This is a genomic window from Micromonospora sp. Mcm103 (genome assembly GCF_024519755.1).
Taxonomy (GTDB): Bacteria; Actinomycetota; Actinomycetes; order Mycobacteriales; family Micromonosporaceae; genus Micromonospora; species Micromonospora aurantiaca.
Map to the genome: position 1 here is coordinate 361389 of NZ_JALJRJ010000001.1, position 21707 is coordinate 383095.

Genomic DNA, 21707 nt, shown 5'->3' on the forward strand with positions numbered 1-21707 from the left:
CGGTTCGAACCGCCCGCGACCCGACGCTCAAGCGGCGCGCCGGCGCTGCTCCGTACGCCAGGTCTCGGCCTCGGCCCGGTCGGAGTCCCGGTCCCCGGCCAGTTCCATGGCGCGGTGGGCGGCGGTCAGCGCGTCACACGGCGCGACCTGACCGTCACACAGCAGGCTCTCGCACCGGCCGGAATCGTCGGGCCGGTGGGCGACGGCAACGTCGTACGCGGCCCGCCAGAGCAACGGGTCGGTGACTCCCCGTGGCAGGTCGGCGTCCAGACTGGACCTGTTGCGGATCGTGTCGGGCACCGTGTCCCCCTTTGCGTCGTCGCTACCGTCCCAGTGACCGGTTGAGCGCAGATCAAACCTCTCACCTGCGCACATGTCGCGACCAGCGGTGTTTGTCACGCCGGATAGGCGCGCGTCTCGGCTGCCTTGACCGCCGCCCAGACCAGGCGGCCGGGGATCAGTCCGAGGTGGGCCGCGGCGGCGGGCGTGACGTCGGCGGCGACCTCGACCGGCCCGGCCAGCTGCACGCGCAGGTTGTCGCCGTGGCGTTGCACACCGGTGACGGTGGCCGCCCACACGTTGCGCGGGCTGCCCTCCGGCCGGGACGGGTGCAGCGCGACGGCGGCCGGCGGGTACGCGACGAACGCCTCACCGTGAACGGTGTCGGAGGTGGTGAGCGTCAGCTCACCGACGGTGACGGCGTGTCCGTCGGCGCGGCCGCGGTGCAGGTTGAGGCCGACCAGCCGGGCCACGTAGTCGGTGCGCGGCCGGGCCGTGACGGTGGCGGCGTCGCCCTCCTGCACCACCCGGCCGTGCTCCACGATGACCAGTCGGTCGGCGAGCACCAGGGCGTCGAGGGGGTCGTGGGTGACGAGCAGCGTCGCGCCGGGGTGCGCGCCGAGGTGGCGCTGGAGTTCGGCGCGGGTGTCCAGCCGGGTCCGGGCGTCGAGCGCGGCGAGCGGCTCGTCGAGCAGCAGCAGCGCCGGGTCGACGGCGAGCGCGCGGGCCAGCGCGACCCGCTGCGCCTGCCCGCCGGAGAGCTGCCGGGGCCGGCGCCGGGCCTGGTCACCGAGGCCGACCCGGTCCAGCCACTCCTGGGCCCGGGTGCGGGCGGCACGCTTGTCGGCGCCCCGGCGGCGCGGCCCGAACGCCACGTTGTCCAGCGCGCTCAGGTGCGGGAACAGCAGGTAGTCCTGGAACACCACGCCGACCGGCCGGCGCTCCGGCGGCGTCCACACCCGGCGGTCCGGCCGGTCCAGGTCCGCGCCGCCGAGCGTGAGGTGACCGGCGGCGAGCGGGTGCAGCCCGGCGAGCACCCGCAGCGCTGTGGTCTTGCCGGCGCCGTTGGGGCCGAGCAGCGCCACCACTTCACCGGCGGCGATGCGCAGCCGCACGTCGAGGGTGAAGCCGTCCCGCTCGGCGACCAGGTGCGCGTCCAGCAGCGCGGTCATGTGCTGCCGACCCATTTGTCGCGCAGCGCGGCGAGGATCACCACGGAGACGGTGAGCAGGATCAGGCTCAGCACGATCGCGGCCTGCAGGTCGGTCTCCAGCGCCAGGTAGACCGCCAGCGGCATGGTCTGCGTGCGGCCGGGATAGTTGCCGGCGAACGTGATGGTGGCGCCGAACTCACCGAGCGCCCGGGCCCAGCAGAGCACCGCCCCGGCCGCCACTCCCGGGGCGACGAGCGGCAGCGTGACCCGGGTGAAGGTGGTGAACCGTCCGGCGCCGAGCGTGGCGGCGGCCTCCTCGTACCGGGGGTCGGCGCCACGAAGCGCCCCCTCGACGGCGATGACCAGGAACGGCATCGCCACGAACGCCTCGGCCAGCACCACCCCGGCGGTGGTGAACGGCAACGTCACCCCGAACGTCTCGTCCAGCCACGACCCGACCAGCCCGCGCCGGCCGAAGACCAGCAGCAGCGCCACGCCGCCGACCACCGGCGGCAGCACCAGCGGCACCGTGACCAGCGCCCGGACCAGCCGCCGGCCGGGGAACTCCACCCGCGCCAAGAGCCAGGCCAGGGGTACGCCGAGCGCCACGCAGAGCAGCGTGGCGACGGTGGCGGTCTCCAGCGACAGCCGCAGCGCGGTGAGCACACCCGGTTCGGTCAGCCGCTGGGGCAGCGTGGTCCAGGGTGCCCGGAGCAGCAGCCCGGCGAGCGGCAGGACGAGGAAGGCCAGTCCCAACCCGGCGGGCACGAGCAGGGCGATCGGCACCCGCTGCCGGCGTACGGCACGGCTCATGTGCCGGAGGGCGCCTGGAACCCGGCGGCGGTGAGCACGGCGAGCCCGGCGTCGGAGCGGACGAAGTCGACGAAGGCGCGAGCGCCGGCCGGGTTGCCGGCGGCGCGCAGCACCACGATCGGGTAGTCGTTCACCGCGCGCGCCGACTCGGGGAACTCGACCGCGTCGAGTCCGGGGGCGGCGCGGACGTCGGTGCGGTAGACCAGTGCCGCGTCGACCTCGCCGAGGCGCAGCTTGGCCAGCGCGCCCTTGACGTCCTGTTCGAGCGTGGCGGGCGTGAGCGGCACACCAGCGGCGTCCAGCGCGGTACGCGCGGCGGCGCCGCAGGGCACCTGCTCCGCGCAGAGCGCCACCTTGACGCCGGGGCGGGCGAGGTCGGCCAGGCCGCCGACCCGGGCCGGGTTGCCTCGGGGTACGGCGACGACGAGCTGGTTGCGCACCAGCACTGCCGGTTCGCCGGCCGCATCACCGGCGTCGGTGACCGTCTTCATGGTGGCCGGGGAGGCGGCGGCGAACACGTCGGCGGGCGCGCCCTGGGTGATCTGGGTGGCGAGGCCCGAGCTGCCGCCGAAGTTGAAAGTGACGGTGCGGCCCGGGTGGGCGGCCTCGTACTCCTTGCCGAGTGTGGTGAACGACTCGGTGAGCGAGGCGGCGGCGAACACGGTCACCGGGCCGGCGCCGTCGGGCCCGGCCGGTTCGTCGGCGCCGCCGCACCCGGTCAGGCCCAGCGCCCCCACCAGCGCGGCGGCGAGCGCGGCGCGGATCCACCGTACGGTCACGGGCTCGTCCTTCCCCTGGGGGTGGCGGCGGGGGCGCGCTCGACCACGACGGTGGTCGACTTGATCACCGCGACGGCGACGGAGCCGACTTGGAGGTCGAGGTCGTCGACGGCCTCGCGGCTCATCAGCGACACCACCCGGAACGGCCCGGCCTGGATGTCCACCTGGGCCATCACGGTGTCCTTCACGACGGCGGTGACGATGCCACGCAGCCGGTTGCGGGCCGAGGACAGCTCGGGGTGGCCGGGCGCGCGGACGAACGCTGCCACGTCGGCGCCGTCGAGCACCCGGTGGCCGTGCTCGTCGCGGGTGGCCGGCAGCTTGCCGGCGTCGATCCAGCGGCGGACCGTGTCCGCGCTGACCCCGAGCAGTTCGGCTGCCTCACCGATCCGGAACACCGTCACGCGCTCACCCTAGCGGCCCGCAGGTGCCAGCCGGAAGGGGCGTGGTGGCTCGCATCCGCGAGCCGCCAGGCGGCTCGGGACCGGAACTGCGGTTCAGTCGGCCGGGGTGATCCGGACCCGGCGTAGCAGCTGGGCGTTGAGCGCCACCACGATCGTCGAGGCGGACATCAGCACCGCGCCCAGCGCCGGACTGAGCGCGATCCCCGCCCAGGCGAGGACACCGGCGGCGAGCGGGATCGCCACCACGTTGTAGCCGGCCGCCCAGGCCAGGTTCTGCCGCATCTTCCGGTACGACGCGCGGGACAGCCGGATCACGCCGCCGACACCGCGCGGGTCGGAGCCGGCGAGCACCACCCCGGCGGACTCGATCGCCACGTCGGTACCGGCGCCGATGGCCAGCCCGACGTCGGCGCGAGCGAGCGCCGGGGCGTCGTTCACGCCGTCGCCGACCATCGCCACCGTCAGTCCCCGGCCGCGCAGCTCGGCCACCGCCTTGTCCTTGTCGGCCGGGAGCACCTCGGCGAAGACCTCGTCGACGCCGGGCCGGAACCCGAGGTCGGCGGCGACCGCCTCGGCGACCGGGCGCGCGTCGCCGGTGATCATCACGATCTTGCGTACGCCGAGGTCGCGCAGCTCGGCCACGGCGGCCCGCGCCTCCGGGCGGACCTGGTCCTCCAGCCCGAACGCGGCGACCACCTCGGGTGGGGCGCCCTCGGGCAGGCGGACCAGGTGCAGCACCGCGGCACCCCGGCCCGACCACTCCCGCGCGGCCCGGGCCAGGTCGTCCGGCACCGCGGCGTCGAGTTCGCGCAGCAGCGCCGGCCCGCCGACCGCCCAGTCCACGCCGTCCACCGTGGCGCGCACACCCCGGCCGGTCAGCGCCCGGAAGCCGCGCGCGGCGGGACGGGCGCCGCGGGCGTCGGCGGCGGCGACCAGCGCCCGGGCCAGCGGGTGCTCGCTGTCGGCCTCCACCGCGCCGGCCAGGGCCAGGGCGGCTGCCTCGTCCGTCCCGCCGGTGGCGGCCACCCCGGTCACCGTGTGCCGGCCGGTGGTGAGCGTGCCGGTCTTGTCGAACAGGACGGTGTCGACGGTGCGCATCCGCTCCAGCGCGAGCCGGTCCTTGACCAGGATGCCGGCACGGGCCGACAGCGCTGTCGACAGCGCCACCACCAGCGGGATCGCCAGGCCGAGCGCGTGCGGGCAGGCGATCACCAGCACCGTCACGGTGCGTACCACCGCCTGGTCGGGGTCGCCGAGCAGCGCCCAGACCGCGAACGTCGCCAGGCCGGCGAACGCCGCCAGGTAGAACAGCAGCGCGGCGAACCGGTCGGCGAGCACCTGCGCGCGCCCACCGGAGGCCTGCGCCTCGGCGACGAGCCGCCCGATGCCGGCCAACGCGGTGTCCGCGCCGACGGCCTCGACGCGTACCCGGAGGGTGGAGTCGGTGGCGACGGTGCCGGCGACCACGCGATCCCCGGCGGCGCGGGCCACCGGCCGCGACTCGCCGGTGATCATCGACTCGTCCAGCTCGGCGGCGCCCTCGACGATCCGCCCGTCGGCCGGCACCCGCCCGCCGGGGCGCACCAGCACCACGTCGTCCACCCGCAGCTCGCCGACCGGCACCGGATGCGGCCGCCCGGCGTCGTCCAGGCGCTCGGCGTCGTCGGGCAGCAGCGCGGCGAGGGCGCCGAGCGCGCCGCGCGCCTGCCCGACCGCCCGCATCTCCTGCCAGTGGCCGAGCAGCATGATGGTGACCAGCGCGGCCAGCTCCCACCAGAAGTCCAGGTCGAACAGGCCGAGGCTGGTGGCGGCCGAGGCGACGTACGCGACGACGATCGCCATCGAGATCAGCAGCATCATGCCGGGGGCGCGCTCGCGCAGCTCACGCAGCCCGCCGGTGAGGAACGGCCAGCCGCCGTACGCGAACACCACGGTGCCGAGCACCGGGCCGACCCAGCGCACGCCCGGGAACTCAAGCGAGTAGCCGAACCAGTCCATCACCATGTGGCTGGTGGCGACGATCGGCACGGTCAGCGCCAGGCTCAGCCAGAACCGGCGGCGGAACTGCTCCGGGTCGTGCCCGGCGTGCGCGCCGTGACCGCCGCCGTGGTCGCCGTGGTGGCCGGTGTCGTGACCGGATCCGTGCTCCATCGCACCACCATACCCCCTGGGGGTACCTGTCGGTGCCGGCTCGGCGAAGTGACGCGGGCGACAGGCGGAGGTCACTACCTGTCGTAGACGGTCACCGGGATGCCGCGGTCGGACAACGCGCGCCGGATCAACGGCTCGATCCGCTGCCAAGAGCCGCCGGCCAGCCCGCAGCCGATGCGCGGCATGTGGACCGACGCGCCCAGCTCCTCGGCGTGTCCGGCAACTGTCGCGAGGCAACGCTCCACCGCGTCGTACCGGATCGGCGGCCCGGCGCTGCCCCGGCGCATCCCGCGCTGGCCGACCATGTTGGCCACCCACAGGTCCGGCGCGACCCGGACCAGCCGGACGGCACCCAGCCCGAAGTCGTTGCCGGCCCGGTGCCGGTGCCACTCCCGGTAGTCGCGTTCCGGCTCCGGCCAGCGCCGCGAGACGGCGAGCACGAAGCCCTTCCCCCACCCGCCGAGATCGTTGCAGACGTGGGCGACGATCTTGGGGCCCTTCGCCTGCGGGCTCGTCGCGTCGCCGCGCACGATCCGGAACTCCGCCATGCCCGCATGCTGCCGCAGGGGTACGACGCTCAGCGCTGGGGGCGGGCGCCGACGCTGGGCCGGGCGGCCGGAGTCCGGCCCTGCCAGGGCCAGCGGCCGTCCAGCTCCACCTCGAGGGAGAAGCTGAGGAACGTGCGGACCAGCACGATCAGCGCCAGCACGCCGACGCTGGTGAACGTGGGCGACACCGCTACCGTACGGATGATGTCGCCGCCGACCAGGAACTCCAGGCCGAGCAGGATGGCCCGGCCGACCCCCTGCCGGTACGCCCGGTAGTGCGCGACCACCTGCCGGGTCCGGGCGCAACGCACCGCGAACACCGCCGTGGCGACCGCGACGCCGACCGCGATGACGAGCACCCCGGCCAGGTCCAGCAGCGCCCCGACGTGCTGGACGATCTCCTTCGTCGACACCCGGCACCCCCGCACCAGCCTGGCGTACGGCCGGTCGCGGGGGCGGCGTTTCCGCGCTCCCGGCCGACGGGAGCGCGGAGCGTGCTCAGTCCTGGGCCTGCCAGCGGTAGAAGACGGTGGCCACCGAGTCCTGCGGGCCCTGCCACTTCTCCGGCCGGTACGGCTCGATGTACGGGCCAAGGTCCTGCATCACCTTGCCGAAGGCGGGCTTGTCGCCGTGCTGGTCGCGGGTCGCCTCGGCCGCCGACGACTCCTGTTCGAGCAGGTGCACGTAGACGTCGTCGATCGAGTAGAGCCAGCGGCCGGTGACACCGAGGTCGGCCGGGAGCGACCCGGCGTCGGACTCGCCGAAGACCCGTGCCACGTCCGGTTCGGCGCCGGGCTTGATCCGCCCGACGATCACGGTGAGCGTGGTGTCGGCGGGCGGCTCCCCCTCGGGCGCCCAGTGGTAGAACTCCTTCGCGACCGAGTCCGACGGGTTCTTCCAGTAGCGCGGGTACGGGGTGACGTACGGGCCGATCTCCTCGGCGATCTTCTGAAAAGCGGGCAGGCCACGGGTCTGCCCGGAGATCCGCGGGTCCTGCTCCCGCTCGATCACGTGGAGGTAGAGGTCGTGGTGCGACAGCAGGTACCGGCCGATGACGCCCAGATCCTGCGGCCGGGTGGCCTGATCGTAGTGGCCGAACACGCCGCCGACGATCTGCTCGCTGCCGGGGACCATGTGACAGACGATCACGTTGCGGAAAACCATGACTGCTCCTTGAATGATTGCGACGGGGGCGGCGGCGCGAGACGGCGGCGCCGTCAGGCGGTGAAGGTGACAGGCAGTTCCAGCAGGCCACGGAACGGCGAGGCGGCGGGGAGCCGGCGCACCTCGGCGAGCGGCACGCCGAGACGCAGTCCGGGCAGCCGGCGCAGCAGCGCGCCGAGCGCGAGTTCGGCCTCCATCCGGGCCAGCGAGACGCCCAGGCAGTAGTGGACGCCGTGCCCGAACCCGAGGTGCGGGCCCCGGACCCGGCGCAGGTCCAGCCGGTCCGGGTCGGCGAAGTGCGCCGGGTCGTGGTTGGCCGCGTTGATCGCGACCCCGACGATCGCGCCGCGCGGGATGCGTACGCCCTGGTAGTCGACGTCCTCGGTGGCGATGCGCGGGCTGGCCACGGGCAGGGGCCCGTCGAAGCGCAGCAGCTCCTCGATCGCGGCGGGCAGCAGGCGGGGCGAGTCGCGCAGCAGTTCCATCTGCTCGGGGTGGGTGAGCAGGGCCAGCACGGCGTTGCCGAGGAAGTCGGCGGTGGTCTGGTGCCCGGCGAACAGCAGCAGGAACGTGGTGGTGACCAGTTCCGCCTCGGACAGCGTCCCGTCCCGGTCGACGGCCTTGATGAGCGCGCCGATGATGTCGTCGGCCGGGTCGTCGCGTTTGGCGCGGACCAGCCCGGCCAGGTAGTGGTGCAGCCGGAGCTGGGCCTCCTGCACCGCCGCCCGCTCCTGCGCCGGCGGCCGGCTGGTGGAGCCGGAGGTACGGATGACCTGGGTCCAGTCGAGCACCCGGTCGTGGTCGGCCGGCGGCACACCGAGCAGCTCGCAGATGACTGTCATCGGCAGCGGAATGGCGAACTCGTGCATCAGGTCCGCCTCGCCGTGCGGTGCCATCTTGTCGATGAGCTGATCGACGATCGACGCCACCCGGGGGCGCAACGCCTCGATCCGCCGGGGCGCGAACGCCTGCGACACCACCCGGCGCAGGCGGGTGTGCTCCGGCGGATCGGAGTTGAGCATGTTGCGGTTCAGGCCCTCGGAGTTCGGGCCGAAGATCTTCAGGTAGTGCTGCCCCGGGCCGTACAGGTCCTTGGACAGGCGCGGGTCGGTCAGCGCGGTGCGGGCGTCGTCGAATCGGGTGATCAGCCAGGAGTCGAAGCGCGGCGAGCCGACCGGGCAGACCGGCCGCTCGGCGCGCAGCCGGGCCAGCGCGGGGTACGGGTCGGCGGCGAACCCGTCGGTGTAGAGCTCGCTCGCCGGCATCACGTCGTCGGTCATCGCCCCTCCCCCGGCTCGCCGGCCACGCTGTGCAGCACCTGGTAGGTGTGCCGGTCGGCGGACTCGCGCAGCTCACGGATGATGCTCAGCAGCCGGTCCCGGTGCGTGCTCCGGCCGAACGCGTCCAGCCGCTCGCGGTCCGCCCAGTCGCTGATGATCAGGTAGCTGCGCGGGTCGTCGGCGTCACGGACCAGGTCCTGGTGCAGGCAGCCGTCCAGCGTGCGGATCTGTTCGGCCGCGGTGAGCCACTCCGCCTCGAAGCGCTCCTCGCAGCCCTCCCGGGTCCGCATCGACAGCACGGTCCGGACCCGGCTCACCGGACACTCCCGAAGACCAGGTGCAGGTGCTTGCGCAGCGCGTCCGGGTCGACCGGCGCGCCCCGGAACCCGATGTGCCCGTCCGGGCGGATCAGGTACAGGCCGGTGCCGGCCAGGCCGTACCCGGCGCGGAAGCGGCGCTCGGCGTCGCGCACCACCGGCGGGTCGAGCAGTCGCGGTTCGCCGGCGTCCGGGTCGAGCAGCAGGTACGCGTCGAGTTCCCCGCCGGCGAGCCGCCGCGCGTCGGCGCACAGGCCGGTGAACGCGGCCAGCTCCTCAACGCCGGCCGTGCGGTCGGCGTAGAGCAGCAGCGTGTGCCGGGTGCCCCGGGTGAGGTCACGCAGCCGCAGCGGGTGGCCGACGCCGCGCCGGCGCAGCCCGTCGACGTCGGGCGCGATGTCGCCGGGGCGGGGCGCGTCACCGAGCGCGGCCGGGTCGGCGACGGTCTCCCCGACCAGTGGGCTGCCGGCGTAGCTGAGCAGCATGGACATCTCCTGGAGGAACTGCCGTTCCAGGTCGGCGCGGTCCACCTCCTCGGTGCCGGCCATCCGTACCGCCCGGCCGACGATCTCCTCGCCCTCCGGCCGCCGCTCGGTCTCGTAGCTGTCCAGCAGGCCGGGCGCGGCGAGCCCGCGTACCGCCAGAGCGAGCTTCCAGGCCAGGTTCCAGGTGTCCTGGATGCCGGTGTTCATGCCCTGGCCGCCGGCCGGCGGATGCAGGTGGGCGGCGTCCCCGGCGACGAACACGCGGCCGTCGCGGTAGCGGTCGACGATGCCGTGGCTGATCCGGAACACCGACGACCAGCGCAGGTTGCTCGCCCGGGTGCCGGGTGGCGCGAGGCGGTCCAGCGCCGCCTGCACGTCCTCGATTGTCGGTTCGTCGAGTTCCTCGCTGAACCCGGGCGGGGCGTCGCGCCCGCCGGTCTGGGCGAAGAACCGGGGCGGGGCGAGGGTGGCGATGCGGTAGCGGTGCTCGCCGCGCAGCGGTACGCAGACGAGCATCCCGTCCATCTGCCCGTCGGTCATGTGCAGGAACCGCAGCAGGTGCCCGTCCGGCATGTCCCAGTCCACGTCGACGTCCACGAGCATGAACAGTTGCGGAAACCGGCCGAGCCCGCCGGTGAAGGTGAGCCCGAGCCGCTCCCGTACCCGGCTGTGCGCGCCGTCGGCGCCGACCAGGTACGCCGCGCGTACCGTCTCGGTGCCGCCGTCGGCGGTGCGGACGGTGGCGGCCACGCCGTCGGCGTCCTGGGTGAAGTCGACGAGTTCGGCGCCGCGCTGCGGGCGGACGCCGAGGGTGGCCAGCCGGGTGGTGAGTATCCGTTCGGTCTCGTACTGCGGCAGGCCGAGGTGGTCGTACGGCAGGCCGGGCAGTTCCCAGCTCATCCGGTGGGTCTGCTCGCCGTTGACGAAGACCGTGTTGCCGGTGAGCCAGATGCCGGCGTCCATGGCCTCCCGGACGACACCCTGCTCCTCCCAGATCTCCATGGTGCGGCAGTGCACACCGATCGCCTTGTCGGCGTGGCCGGGCGGGGTGACCTGCTTGTCGATCACCAGGCAGTCGATGCCCCGCCGGGCCAGTTCGACGGCGGCGGTCAGCCCGGTGGGCCCCGCCCCGACGACGAGTACGTCTGTTGTCCTGTGCACGTCGGCCTCCCAGCCCGTGGTGGGGTGTCGGCGGTCGTCCGCGTCTGGCACGACGTGGAACAGCCGGCGCCGGATGTCGAGAAGGAACGGCGCGATCGGCCCGGCCTGCGCGGAGGCGTGGGCCGGGTCGCCGATCCAGGCGAGGAACGGCGCGGAGCCGTCCCACTCGGCGAAGATGTGGTGGATGTCCGAGCCGGGCTCCCGCAGCAGTTGTTCGCGGCGGTAGCCGGGTATCGCCGCCATCCGCCGGACCACCTCGGGGTAGCCCCTGTGGAACTCGGCGAGCCGGTCGAGCGGCACTGTGAGTTCGACGTCCACGTAGACCGGACCCGTCCCGTCCCCGGTCTCGCGCATCAGGGGGTAGCCGGGGTCGCCGTCCGGCTCGGTCAGCGGCCGGAGCAGGTCGGCCAGGCGGGCCGCCACCGGCCCGCGCCGGTACGCGCGCAGCGCCGCGTCGTCGGCCCACTCGGTGACGACGACGAAGCCGCGCGGGTCGAGGGCGTCGCGCAGCAGCTCGTGCCGCATGTTGCCGGGCAGTGCGCCGAGCTGCCCGGCGACCGTCTCGAAGGCCGGCCCGACCGCGGGCTCGCAGCCGGGGCGCGCGCGCAGCCGGAGCATCGTCCTGATCATGCAGCCCCCTCGAACGGTGCCGTCGTCGTGCCGCGACCCTGCCGTAGCGCGCGTCACCGCCTCGTCACCGTCGGCCCGCCGGACGTCCGGCCCCGGTGACGCCGCCGGGACGCCCCCGCTTATTGCAAAGGTTTGGCAACAAGCCTCGACAGGGTCGCCTGCCGGTAACTATCGTGAGGGGTATGACTCCTTACGATCTGGATGTACGGGCCTGGCAGGAGAGCTGGGACCGGCAGCAGGAGGCGTACCTGCCGGACCGGGAGCACCGCTTCGACGCGATGCTCGACGCCGTCGAAGCGGTCACCGGCGACCGGCCGCCACGGGTGCTCGACCTGGCCGGGGGCACCGGCTCGATCAGCCTGCGGACGCTGGCCCGCCGGCCCGACGCCGAGGTGACGGTGCTCGACCTCGACCCGGTGCTGCTCACCCTCGCCGAGGCGGCGCTGGCCGGGCGGGCCACCGTGGTCAGCGCCGACCTCAACCGGTCCGGCTGGGCCGCCGCGCTGCCGCACCGCGACTACGACGCCGTGCTCACCGCCACCGCGCTGCACTGGGTGGACGGTCCGCGCCTGACCGAGCTCTACCGCGAGATCCGCGACGTGCTGCGCCCCGGCGGCGTGTTCGTCAACGCCGACCACATGCCCGACGACGCGATGCCGACGCTCACCGCACGGCTCGGCGAGCGCGCGCGGGCGCGCCGGGACGCCCGGCACCGTGCCGGCGCGGCGCTGTCCTGGCCGGACTGGTGGGCGCAGGCGGCCGACGACCCGGTGCTCGGCCCGCTCGTGGAGAAGCGGCGGCAGATCTACCCGACCGGGCACAGCCCGGAGTGGAACCCGCCCGCGGCATGGCACCTGGACGCGCTGCGCGCGGCCGGCTTCACCGAGGCCGGCGTGCTCTGGCGCGGCGGCGCGGACGCCGCGGTGGCCGCACTGCGCTGATCCCGGCGGCGCGCCTGGCCCGGCGGCCGACACCACGCGGGCCGAGGGCGGCGGGCGGTCAGGACAGCAGGCGGGCCAGTTCGGTACGCGAGCGCACGCCCAGCCGGTGGAAGACGTTGCGCAGGTGGTGGTCGACGGTCCGGGTGGACAGGCACATCCGGGTGGCGATCTCCCGGTTGGTCGCCCCCTCCGCGACCAGCCGGGCGATGTGCAACTGCTGCCCGGTCAGCATCTGCTCCGGGCCGCGCCGCACCGGCCCGACCGACTCCCCCGCCGCGCGCAGCTCCTCCCCCGCCCGCTCGGCCCACACGGTGGCGCCGAGCAGCGTGAACGCCTCCCGGGCCCGGTGCAGGTGCGCCCGGGCGTCCCGGGGGCGGCGCCGGCGGCGCAGCTCGCGACCGAACAGCAGCTCGGTGCGGGCGCGCTCGAACCGGTCGGTGTCGGCCGGGTGCAGCCGCAGCGCCGCGTGGAACTCCCGTTCGGCCTCCGGGCCGCCCCGGGGTGCGAGCAGCGCCCGGCAGCGCGCGGCCAGCGCCCGCCGCGACGGGCTCGCCGTGCTGCTGGCCCAGTGGTCGAACACGGCGAGCGCGGCGGCCGGCCGCCCGCCGTCGTGGGCGGCGGCCTCCACCAGGTACGGCGTGGCCATCACCTGGACCAGCACCTGGCCCCGGCCGGTGCCGGTACGGGCCAGCGCGGACAGCCGGGCCACCGCGTCGGCGTACCGGCCGTCGATGAGGTCCAGCACGCCGAGCGCCCAGCGGGCGTACGCGTCCGGCCGGCTTCCCGGTGCGGCCCCGTCGCCGATCTCGGCGATCCGGGCCAGCGCGGCGTCCCGGTCGGCGCGGACCGCGGCCAGCACGGCGAGGATGCCGAGGTGCACCTGGGCGCAGACGTGCTGGCCGGTGGCGCGGGCGGCGCGCACGCCCTCGCGGGCGGTCTCCGCCGCCGCCTCGTGCCGGCCCAGCCAGTACTCGGCGACTGCTCGCAGCTCCAGCGCCCGGGGCAGCAGGGACAGCTCGCCGCGCGAGCGGGCCAGCTCGACCGCCCGGCCGGCGAGCCGGTGCGCGGGAGCGTCCACGGCGACGAGCAGTGCGGCCGCGGCGGCGCAGACGAGCGCGCCCGGGGTGAGCGCGGGACCGGCCAGCCGGCCGCCGAGGACGACGACGCGGCGCAGCGCCGGACCGCCACGGGCGTGGTCGCCCCGCAGCGTCGCCCCGACACCGGCGGCGAACGTGGCCAGCAGGTCGAGTTCGGGTGGGTCGCCGGGCCGACGCAGCGCCTCGGCCCGGCGGGCCACTTCGGCGTACCGGTACTGGTCGCCGGTGACGCAGATGGCCTCGCCGGCGCGGACCAGCGCCAGCAGCGCGGCCCGCCGGTCGGCCGGCGTGACCGCGTCGGCGGCGGCCAGCAGCGTGGCGACCGCGGCGGCGGGCGCGTCGCAGCGCAGTTGCATCTCGCCGCGGAGCAGGTCGGCCCGACCGGGCGCCGGTCCGGCGGTCAGGCGCCGTAGCAGCCCTCGGGCCTGGTCCGGGTCGCCGGCGGTCCAGGCGCACCGCGCCGCCGCGATGGTCAGCTCGGCCGCGCGCCCGGGGTCGGGGCTCAGCTCGGCGGCCCGGCGCAGCACGACCGCCGCGGCGGCGCGGTCCGGCACCTCGTCGACCGCCGCGCTCAACTCGGCGGCGAGCATGTCGGCCGGACAGTCGGCGGCGATGGCGTGGCGCAGCGCCCGGCCCAGCGTGCCCTCGGCGAGCGTGCCGGCCAGCAGCAGGTGCGCCGAGCGCAGGTCGGCGAGCGGCGCGACTGCGGTGATCATCGTGCGGGCGAGCGGGTGCGGGAACGTCACCCCGCCCGGCCCGGTGCGCAGCAGGCCGGCCGCTTCGGCGGGGGCGAGCGCCTCGACGGTCAGTCCGGCCGCCCACGCGGCGCGGACCAGCGTGGCCGGGTCGTCGCCGGGGTCGAGCGCGGCGAGCAGCACCATCCGCCGGGTCGGGACGGGCAGCCGGTCCAGGCGGGCCCGGTACGCGGCGGCGAGTACGCCGTCCACCGGCGGCGTGTCGGGCAGCGGCGCCTCGCCCCGCCACTGGGCGGCGGTGAGCGTGCCGGCCAGGTCGGCCAGCGCCGCCGGGCTGCCTCGGCTGAGCGCGGCCAGCGCCGTGGCCACCGCCACGGGTGGCCGCTCCCGCAGGCCGGCGAGCATGGCGTGGCACTCGCGGGCGTCCAGCGGGCGCAGCCGGTGGGCGGGTACGCCGTCGACGGTGGCCGGTGCGGTGGCGGTCAGCAGCATCGCCACCGGCAGCCGGCGCAGCCGGCGCGCCACCACCGCCAGTGTCCAGGCGCTCTGCGGATCGCCGATGTCGAGGTCGTCCACCGTGCACAGCAGCGGCCGGTCCGCCGCCGCGGCGGCGAGCAGTGACCGCACCGCCGCGGCCAGGGCCAGGCGTTGCTCGGCCGGGCACCCGTCGCCGCCGAGCGTGCGGCGCAACAGCCGGCGTTGCCGCACCGGGAGTGCGGTGTCCGCGTCCAGCACCGGGTCGAGCAGGCGGTGCAGCCCGGCGTAGGGCAGTGTCGCCTCGTCGGCCACGCCGGCGCCGGCCAGCACCGCGCGCTGTCCCGCCCACCTGCGGGCGTACGCCAGAAGGGCGGTGCGCCCGGAGCCGGGTGGTCCGTGGAACAGCAGCGCGCCGCCGTCGTCGTGGTCGAGGAGCCGGCGGATCGCGTCGCACTCGTCGTCCCGGCCCCACAGGTCTATATGCACTGTCGATGCAGAAACCATGCATGCAGTGTCACAGATGGGCAACCCGTCGGAAAAGAGGCGGACACGCTCCCGGGGTGGTCGCCACGGCGACCACCCCGGGAGCGGACCGGATCAGGCGCTCGGGCAGGTGTTGCGGTACTCCTGGATCGCCGACCCGCTCGGGCCGGGGCAGAGGAACTGCTCGTAACGGGTGTCGTCGTCGACGAACCGCTTCAGCCAGGCCACCATCTGCTTCGCCGTCGGCGTGTTCGTCGTCTGCGGGAAGAAGTGGCTCGCGCCGTCCAGCTCCAGGTACGCCTTCTCGGACGACGCCGGGATGCTGTTGTAGAACGGGATCGAGTGGGTCGCCACCGGTGCCACGCTGTCGGTCTCGCCGCCGATGATGAGCGTCGGCACCCGCACCTCGGACCAGGTCTTGTCCAGGTTCCACGGTGCGAGCGGGACGGCGGCCTGCAACGACGGCCGTGCCGCCGCCGCCTCCAGGCTGCCGCCGCCACCCATCGAGTGCCCGGCCACGGCGAGCCGGGACGAGTCGATCCGGCCCCGCACCGAGCTGCGCTGGGTCAGGTAGTCCAGCGCGGCCAGGAGCTGGCGGCCCCGGCTGTCCGGCTGGTCCAGCCGGGTGTTGGTCTCGATGCCGATCACCACGAAGCCGTGCGAGGCGATCCGCGGGCCGAGCCAGCTCAGGCTGGACCAGGAGGCGGTGTAGCCGGGCGAGATGGCGACCGCGCCGAAGGTGCCCTCGGCGGTGCTGGTCGGGTAGTAGATGACGCCGCCGCCGAAGCCGGTCACGCTCAGCGAGGAGACGTTTATCGACGAGGTGGCGAACGGGCCGCGGCTGGCCTCCAGGATGGCGCTCGTGGGCGCCGGGCCGCGCTCGTAGGGGCTTGCCGCGCTCGCCGCGGCCGGGACGGCGAGGGCGCCGCCGGTGGCGAGCAGTGCCGCCACGGCGAGGCGGGCGAGGGCACGGACGGGGGTACGGGAACGGGTGGTGGTGGGCACGTCGGTCACTCCTTGCGCCGGAATTACATCGACATGCGTCAGCATCGATGCCCTGCCGCCGGTGCGCATCGGTGAAATCACCGGTCCCCCGGCGGTGACCCGGCCGTGACATGCACGGCGGACGATTGCCCCATGCACCCGACGCGACGGCACCTGACCCGGCGGCACCTGCTCGGCGCGACAGCGGCGGCAGGCGTCACCGGCCTGGCCACCGGCTGCGAGCCGGACCGCCCGGCGGGCGGGACCGCGGCGCCGGACGACGCGCCCGCCCTGGATCCGGCCAGTTGGGACAGCGTCCGCGCCCAGTTCGCGCTCGACCCCTCCCGGGCACACCTGGCCACGTTCGTCTTCGCCCCGCACCCGGCACCGGTACGGGCCGCCGTGGCGGTCCACCGCGCCGGTCTCGACCGGGACGCCTCGGGTTACCTGGGGCTCCACGAGGAACGGCTGGACCGCGCGGTGCTGGACGCGGCGGCCGGGCACCTCGGCACCCGGCCGGAGCAGATCGCGCTCACCGACTCCACCACCATGGGCCTCGGCCTGGTCTACAGCGCGATCCGGCTGCGAGCGGGCGAGGAGGTGCTGACCACCGAGCACGACTTCTACGCCATGCACGAGGCGCTGCGGTTGCGCGCCGAACGCGACGGGGTGACAGTGCGCCGGGCCCGCCTCTACCGGGACGCGGCCACGGCCACGGCGGACGAGATGGTCGCCGGCCTGACCGCGGCGCTCACGCCCCGTACCCGGGTGGTGGCGCTGACCTGGGTGCACTCCAGCACCGGCGTGAAGTTGCCGGTACGCCGGCTGGCCGAGGCGGTCCGCGAGCGCAGCCCGGAGGCGTTGCTCTGCCTCGACGCGGTGCACGGCTTCGGCGCGGACGCGTCCACACCGGAGCAGCTCGGCTGCGACGTGCTCGTCTCCGGCTGCCACAAGTGGCTGCTCGGGCCGCGCGGCACCGGCCTGGTCTGGGCCGCCGAGCGGGCCTGGGCCCGGATGACACCGGTGATCCCCAGCTTCGACAGGCGTGGCATCGGTCGCTGGCTCGCCGGCGGCACCGGCGGGCAGCCCGTGCCGCCGGGCGCGGCGCACACACCCGGCGGCTACCACAGCTTCGAGCACCGGTGGGCGCTCGCCGACGCGTTCGCGTTCCACCGGCGCATCGGCCCGGCCCGGGTCGCCGAACGCACCCGGGAGCTGGCCGACCGGCTCAAGGAGGGGCTGGCCGGGATCCCGGGTGTCCGGCTGGTCACGCCGCGCGCCGCCGACCTGTCCGCCGGGGTGGTCTGCTGCGAGGTGCCGGGCGTGCCGGCGGACCGGGCGGTGGACCGGCTGCGGTCGGCCGGCGTGATCGCCAGCAGCACCCCCTACCGGCCGTCGTACCTGCGATTCGGCGCGACGATCGCCAACGGCGAGCAGGACGTGGAGGCGGCGCTGCGGGCGGTCCGCACGCTGGTCTGAGCCGGATCAGGGCCCGGTACGCGGCCGTACCGCCGGCGACCAGGTGACGTCGTAGCGCTCGGCGGCCACCGCCTCGGCGAACGCGGTCGCCGCCGCCGGTGAGCCGGCGATACGCCAGTCCTTCTCCTTGTCCACCTCGAACCAGATCAGCCCGATCAGGCCCGGATAGCGGGGCAGGGCGCGGAACGTGTCCCGGATCCACCGCGCCTTGTGCCCGGCGGCGTCGGCCGCGCCGGTCTCGGTGACCACGAGCGGCTTGCCGGTGACCTTGCGGATCTCCGCGATCGTCGGGCCGAAGATCTGGTCGAACGACCAGTACGTCTTGGTGAACGCGCCACTGCCGTAGTAGCCGGTGACGCCGACCCAGTCGACGTACTCGTCGCCCGGGTAGAGCCCGGTGACCCCGGCGGTCGTCTTGTCCCAGCGGGCGTTCGGGCTCCACACCCAGGTGACGTTCGTGGCGCCGGCCTCGGCGAAGACGTCGTGCACGTGCCGCCAGGCGCGGACGTAGTCGCCGGGGCGGTTGCCGTTGGCCCGCTCGCACCAGGGGTACCAGTCGCCGTTCATCTCGTGCGCGAAGCGGATCGCGACCGGGTAGCCCAGCGACCGGACGCCGTCGGCCCAGGAGCGCAGGTACGCGTCGAAGTCGCCGCGCGCGATCCGGGACAGCCGGTAGTCCGGCTGGGTGGCGCGCAGCCGGTCGATCTGCCTGTCGGTCAGCTCGGTGCGGCGGGCCGCCTTGTCGACGGTTTGGTCCCACGGCTCCCAGCCGAGCATCGGCATCATGCCCCGCTCGGCGATCCGGTCGAACAGGCTCCGGTCGAACGCGGCCGACGCCCAGTCCGCGCCGAAGAGCATCACCTGCGGCGCGCGCCCGGCCGCCTCGGCGAACCTGTCGACCGGCGCGAAGTCGTACGGTCCCTTGTCGGTCATCACGCCGAAGAACGCCTGCCCGGCCGGCGGGAACGGGCCACCGTGCGGGCTCGGCACGGCCGCCGCCGGCACGTCGGTGCTCGCCTGCGGCGTGGCAGGGGCGGGCCGCCGCGCCGCGGCGTCGGTGCCCGGGTCGCGCCACGCGCCCGGCGCCACCACGAAGGCGTACGCGAGCAGCAGCAACCCGGCCAGCGCCAGGCCCATCCGGGGCAGCGTCGGCCTCAGCACGGCACACCGCCCTCGGTCACGGTCCGGGGCACCACCTGCGGTTCCCGGGCCGGTTCGGCGGCCCGGTCCCGGCGGGCCCGCAGACTCTCCACCCAGGAGATCAGCGGCGGGGCGAGCCCGGTCAGCAGCGTCAGCACCGGCCAGACCCGCAGCAGCGGGTAGTCGTGATCCAGCGCGAAGCTCGCCGCGAGCAGCCCGGCGGCGGCGAGCGCCCAGCACAGGTGCAGCCGGAACGTACGCGCCGACTCGACAGTGCGCAGCGCACCCTTGGCGGTGACCACGAAGCCGAGCTTGCGGCGCAGCAGCGCGCCCACCGCGGCGGCCACGTACACCGGCCCGGCGAACAGGGCGAGCGCCATGCCGACCATGCCCACCTCCTCCCGCTCGTGCGGGGCGATGTTGAACCGGCGCAGCCACAGCCAGAGCAGGAACCAGGTGCCGATGGTGGAGCCCCACAGCGTCGCCCAGACCTGCGGGTCGAGCCGGCCCGCGTCGACGCCGGTCAGCAGGTAGAGCGCGGTGGCGGCGTTACCAAGCAGCAGGCTCACCGCCACGCTCGGGTAGTAGAACTGGAGCAGGCGGTACTGCCAGCGGCGGCGGGACGGCAGGTCGCGCGGCGTACGCAGCTCGCGGCGGAGCAGGATCTCGCAGATCCCGGCCGCCCAGCGCTTCTGCTGGTTGAAGTAGTCCGCCCAGGAGGTCGGTCCCTCGCCGAGCGCCACCACGTCCGGGGTGTAGACGCCCTTCCACCGGTTGCCGGTGGCCGGGTTCACGGCCGCGTGCACGCGGATGCTGGTGAGGTGGTCCTCGATGATCGAGTCCTGGTAGCCGCCGATGGTCCGCCAGGCCGCCGGGCGGTAGAGGTGTCCGGTGCCGGTCAGCAGCGGCGCGTCCAGGCCGTTGCCGCCGCGGGCGATCAGCCCGTTGTAGAGGTACTGCTGCACCGAGGCGCCGTGGGCGACGAAGTTCTGGTGCATGTTGCCGTACACCTGGGGGGTCACCACGAACGCGACGTCCGGGTCGCGGAAGTAGCCGAGCGTGCGTTCCAGGAAGTTCGGCAGCGGCACGTGGTCCGGGTCGACGTTCGCGACCACGTCGTAGCGGTGCTCGTGCTCGGCCCGCCAGGCGTTGTGGTTGCCGGACTTGGTCCGGGCCCGGAACTCGCCGCCGGGCCGGTTGTACTCGGGCCGGCCCTTGCGGGTGAAGTGGCGGACGCCCAGCCGCGCGGCCATCGCCCGGACCGCCGGGTCGTCGCCCTCGTCGAGGATCCACACGTCGACGTGCCCGCAGTAGACGATCTCCCGCAGCCGGCGCAGTGTCCGCTCGGCGACCTCGATCGGCTCCTTGCTCGGCACGATCGTGGTGAGCAGGGCGACCCGCAGGCCGACCGGCGGGTCGACCGGCACCGGGTCCCGGGCGTGGTAGGCGAAGACCCAGACCACCACGTTCTGCGCCAGGCGGATCAGTTCGACGCCGACGACGACGCAGAACGCCAGCCGGGCGGCGACGGTCTGCCAGCCGCCGAGGCCGACGACGCCGGGCCCGGGCACGTGCTGGGGCAGCAGCAGCCAGCCGACGAAGACCAGGCCGGCGGCGCTGTTGACGAGCACCAGCAGCGTCAGCACCAGCCGCGCGGCGACCGAGGCGGTGGGGCGGAACTCGACCGCCGCGTCGGGGCGGCGGGGCGGTCGCAGCGGGCCGGCGGTGGCACCGCAACGGGCGTACGCGAGGCGGGCGCGGACGTTGCGCTGCCGGCGGTCCGGATCGGCCGGCGTCCCGGGCGGGACGGGTGCGATCGGGCGGGCACCCGGCGGCCCGGCCGTCGTGGCGCGGGACGGGCGTGTATCGGCGGCGACGGCCACGTTTCCCCCATGGTCTGCAGGCTCTGGAGCCGACCGAATGCTAAGCCGACAATCAACCGCAAAAAGTGCGAATCAGGCAGACATCGCCCAATCGTCGACGGGTCACGCGGTCAGCCGGGAAGCTGGGCCGCCACGGCGAGCAGCGCGACGAGAGCCAGCACGGCGACGGCCCCGGCGACTCGCGCCCGGGACAGGGCGACCCCGCCGAGCACCGCCCAGGCCGGCACCGTGAACAGCAGGTTCGCCGCCGACCAGACCGGCGCGGCCTGTGCCAGCGCCAGCAGTCCGAGCGCCGGCACCAGCGCCCAGGCGGTGCAGATCGCGGCGGCGTACCGCAGCGGGAGGCTGAACAACGCCAGCCCGGCCAGCACGCCCCCGAGCGCGGCGACGCCGAACAGGTCGCCGGGCGTGGCCGCCAGCACGGCGGCGCCCGGTCGCACGCCGGACGCCAGATGACCGCCGTCGCGCAGGCCGGAGGCGAGCAGCGCGGCGACCGGGATCAGCCCGAGGACCACTGCGGCCAGCCATCTGACGGCGACGCGGCGACGGAACGCCAGCACGATCCAGCCGTGGCCGGCGAGCAGCAGCAACGCCACCGGCTGGCACAGGCCCAGCAGCAGCACCGCGCCCGCGTAGGGCACGAGGCGCCGCGGGCCCGGCCGGTCCAGCGCGGGCACCAGCAGCCAGGTGGCGAGCACGGCGGCGAACACCGCCAGGGCGTACGGCTGCGCCTCCTGCGCGTACCGGATCGAGGTCGGCAGCACCGCGAAGATCGCCCCGCCGGCCAGGCCGGCGGCGGGCGTGGCGATCCGGGCGGCGAGCGCGCCGACGAGCGCCGCGGCCCCGATCATGGCCAGCAGCGACGGTACGCGCAGCGCGAGGTCCGCCGCGCCGAACAGCGCCGCCCAGGCACGCAGGAGAAGGTGGTACGGCCCGAGCGCGACCTCGTCGCCGGTCAGCGCGGCGCCGATCCCGGGCCACGACGACGTGGCCGCGCGCCGCGTCGCGAGTTCTCCGGCGCTCGGCGCCGACGCGGTGATCCGGGCGGCGCCGAGCGCACCCGTGAGGGCCGCCGGCAGCAGCCACGCCGCGATCCGCCAGCGCCTCGCGGCGGTAGCGGCGCGGGCGGCGGCCCGGCGCGGCCGGTCCTCGCCCCACGGGTCCTCGACCACGGCGTCCCCGAGCCGGGGCAGAACCATGGTGTCCGCGTCCATCATCGTGACTCACGCATCCCTGTGGGTGCCGGCGACCGGGATCCAGCCGGGGCTGGATGACATCCTGGAGCCTACTGAGCCAAAAACGACATAACGCCAATATGAGATGAAAGGGTCCGCCGGTCGCCCCGTGGACGACCGGCGGACCCG

19 protein-coding genes are annotated in these 21707 nt (G+C 75.1%); 2 read left to right on the forward strand and 17 right to left on the reverse strand.

Translation table 11 applies throughout. The annotated features are described in order from the left end of the window. Positions 1-27 precede the first annotated feature (27 nt). The 12 genes from OC439_RS01730 to OC439_RS01785 all read right to left on the reverse strand — a co-directional run bounded on the left by OC439_RS01730 (position 28) and on the right by OC439_RS01785 (position 11164). On the reverse strand, positions 28-300 hold the full coding sequence (locus tag OC439_RS01730) for a hypothetical protein (RefSeq protein ID WP_262011853.1): 273 nt from the start codon (positions 298-300) through the stop codon (positions 28-30). 95 nt (positions 301-395) lie between these two features. Beyond that, positions 396-1466 (reverse strand): ABC transporter ATP-binding protein, encoded by a 1071-nt coding sequence (locus OC439_RS01735; RefSeq protein ID WP_262011854.1) that lies wholly within the window; start codon positions 1464-1466, stop codon positions 396-398. Then, on the reverse strand, positions 1448-2245 hold the full coding sequence (locus OC439_RS01740) for an ABC transporter permease (protein WP_262011855.1): 798 nt from the start codon (positions 2243-2245) through the stop codon (positions 1448-1450). The genes OC439_RS01735 and OC439_RS01740 overlap by 19 nt, the downstream gene beginning before the upstream one ends. Next, positions 2242-3024, reverse strand: a complete 783-nt coding sequence (gene modA / locus OC439_RS01745) for a molybdate ABC transporter substrate-binding protein (RefSeq protein ID WP_262011856.1) — start codon at positions 3022-3024, stop codon at positions 2242-2244. Before modA ends, OC439_RS01740 begins: the two co-directional genes overlap by 4 nt. Beyond that, on the reverse strand, positions 3021-3428 hold the full coding sequence (locus OC439_RS01750) for a molybdopterin-binding protein (protein ID WP_135240553.1): 408 nt from the start codon (positions 3426-3428) through the stop codon (positions 3021-3023). The genes modA and OC439_RS01750 overlap by 4 nt, the downstream gene beginning before the upstream one ends. A 93-nt stretch (positions 3429-3521) precedes the next feature. Next, positions 3522-5579 carry a heavy metal translocating P-type ATPase gene (locus OC439_RS01755; RefSeq protein WP_262011857.1) on the reverse strand — a complete coding sequence of 686 codons (2058 nt, stop codon included), beginning with the start codon at positions 5577-5579 and terminating at the stop codon, positions 3522-3524. A 74-nt stretch (positions 5580-5653) separates the two neighbouring features. Then, positions 5654-6127: a macro domain-containing protein gene (locus OC439_RS01760; RefSeq protein ID WP_262011858.1), complete on the reverse strand. Its 474-nt coding sequence runs from the start codon at positions 6125-6127 to the stop codon at positions 5654-5656. Between the two features lie 29 nt (positions 6128-6156). Beyond that, positions 6157-6540: a DUF1622 domain-containing protein gene (locus tag OC439_RS01765; RefSeq protein WP_262011859.1), complete on the reverse strand. Its 384-nt coding sequence runs from the start codon at positions 6538-6540 to the stop codon at positions 6157-6159. Positions 6541-6625: 85 nt separating this feature from the next. After that, positions 6626-7291, reverse strand: a complete 666-nt coding sequence (locus tag OC439_RS01770) for a TcmI family type II polyketide cyclase (protein ID WP_262011860.1) — start codon at positions 7289-7291, stop codon at positions 6626-6628. A gap of 53 nt (positions 7292-7344) precedes the next feature. Continuing rightward, the gene (locus tag OC439_RS01775; RefSeq protein WP_262011861.1) at positions 7345-8571 is read right to left on the reverse strand and encodes a cytochrome P450 family protein; all 1227 of its coding nucleotides are present in this window, start codon (positions 8569-8571) and stop codon (positions 7345-7347) included. Beyond that, the gene (locus tag OC439_RS01780; protein ID WP_120569519.1) at positions 8568-8888 is read right to left on the reverse strand and encodes a putative quinol monooxygenase; all 321 of its coding nucleotides are present in this window, start codon (positions 8886-8888) and stop codon (positions 8568-8570) included. Before OC439_RS01780 ends, OC439_RS01775 begins: the two co-directional genes overlap by 4 nt. Then, positions 8885-11164 carry an FAD-dependent oxidoreductase gene (locus tag OC439_RS01785; protein ID WP_262011862.1) on the reverse strand — a complete coding sequence of 760 codons (2280 nt, stop codon included), beginning with the start codon at positions 11162-11164 and terminating at the stop codon, positions 8885-8887. Before OC439_RS01785 ends, OC439_RS01780 begins: the two co-directional genes overlap by 4 nt. A 182-nt stretch (positions 11165-11346) precedes the next feature. On the opposite strand from OC439_RS01785, the gene OC439_RS01790 reads away from it, so the two are divergent. Next, the gene (locus tag OC439_RS01790) at positions 11347-12105 is read left to right on the forward strand and encodes a class I SAM-dependent methyltransferase (protein ID WP_262011863.1); all 759 of its coding nucleotides are present in this window, start codon (positions 11347-11349) and stop codon (positions 12103-12105) included. A 58-nt stretch (positions 12106-12163) separates the two neighbouring features. Here the strand turns inward: OC439_RS01790 and OC439_RS01795 are convergent, their stop codons facing one another. Further along, positions 12164-14878 (reverse strand): helix-turn-helix transcriptional regulator, encoded by a 2715-nt coding sequence (locus OC439_RS01795; protein ID WP_262011864.1) that lies wholly within the window; start codon positions 14876-14878, stop codon positions 12164-12166. Between the two features lie 93 nt (positions 14879-14971). Beyond that, positions 14972-15862 (reverse strand): alpha/beta hydrolase family protein, encoded by an 891-nt coding sequence (locus tag OC439_RS01800; RefSeq protein WP_262011865.1) that lies wholly within the window; start codon positions 15860-15862, stop codon positions 14972-14974. Between the two features lie 132 nt (positions 15863-15994). Here OC439_RS01800 and OC439_RS01805 point away from each other — a divergent pair, with 132 nt between their 5' ends. Beyond that, complete coding sequence (locus OC439_RS01805; RefSeq protein WP_262011866.1) at positions 15995-17320, forward strand: aminotransferase class V-fold PLP-dependent enzyme; 1326 nt, start codon at positions 15995-15997, stop codon at positions 17318-17320. A 6-nt stretch (positions 17321-17326) separates the two neighbouring features. Here the strand turns inward: OC439_RS01805 and OC439_RS01810 are convergent, their stop codons facing one another. The 3 genes from OC439_RS01810 to OC439_RS01820 all read right to left on the reverse strand — a co-directional run bounded on the left by OC439_RS01810 (position 17327) and on the right by OC439_RS01820 (position 21560). Continuing rightward, on the reverse strand, positions 17327-18481 hold the full coding sequence (locus tag OC439_RS01810; RefSeq protein WP_262011867.1) for a glycoside hydrolase family 26 protein: 1155 nt from the start codon (positions 18479-18481) through the stop codon (positions 17327-17329). Beyond that, positions 18475-20343 carry a glycosyltransferase family 2 protein gene (locus OC439_RS01815; protein WP_135240566.1) on the reverse strand — a complete coding sequence of 623 codons (1869 nt, stop codon included), beginning with the start codon at positions 20341-20343 and terminating at the stop codon, positions 18475-18477. The genes OC439_RS01810 and OC439_RS01815 overlap by 7 nt, the downstream gene beginning before the upstream one ends. A gap of 110 nt (positions 20344-20453) precedes the next feature. After that, complete coding sequence (locus OC439_RS01820; protein ID WP_262011868.1) at positions 20454-21560, reverse strand: glycosyltransferase family 39 protein; 1107 nt, start codon at positions 21558-21560, stop codon at positions 20454-20456. Positions 21561-21707: the final 147 nt, after the last annotated feature.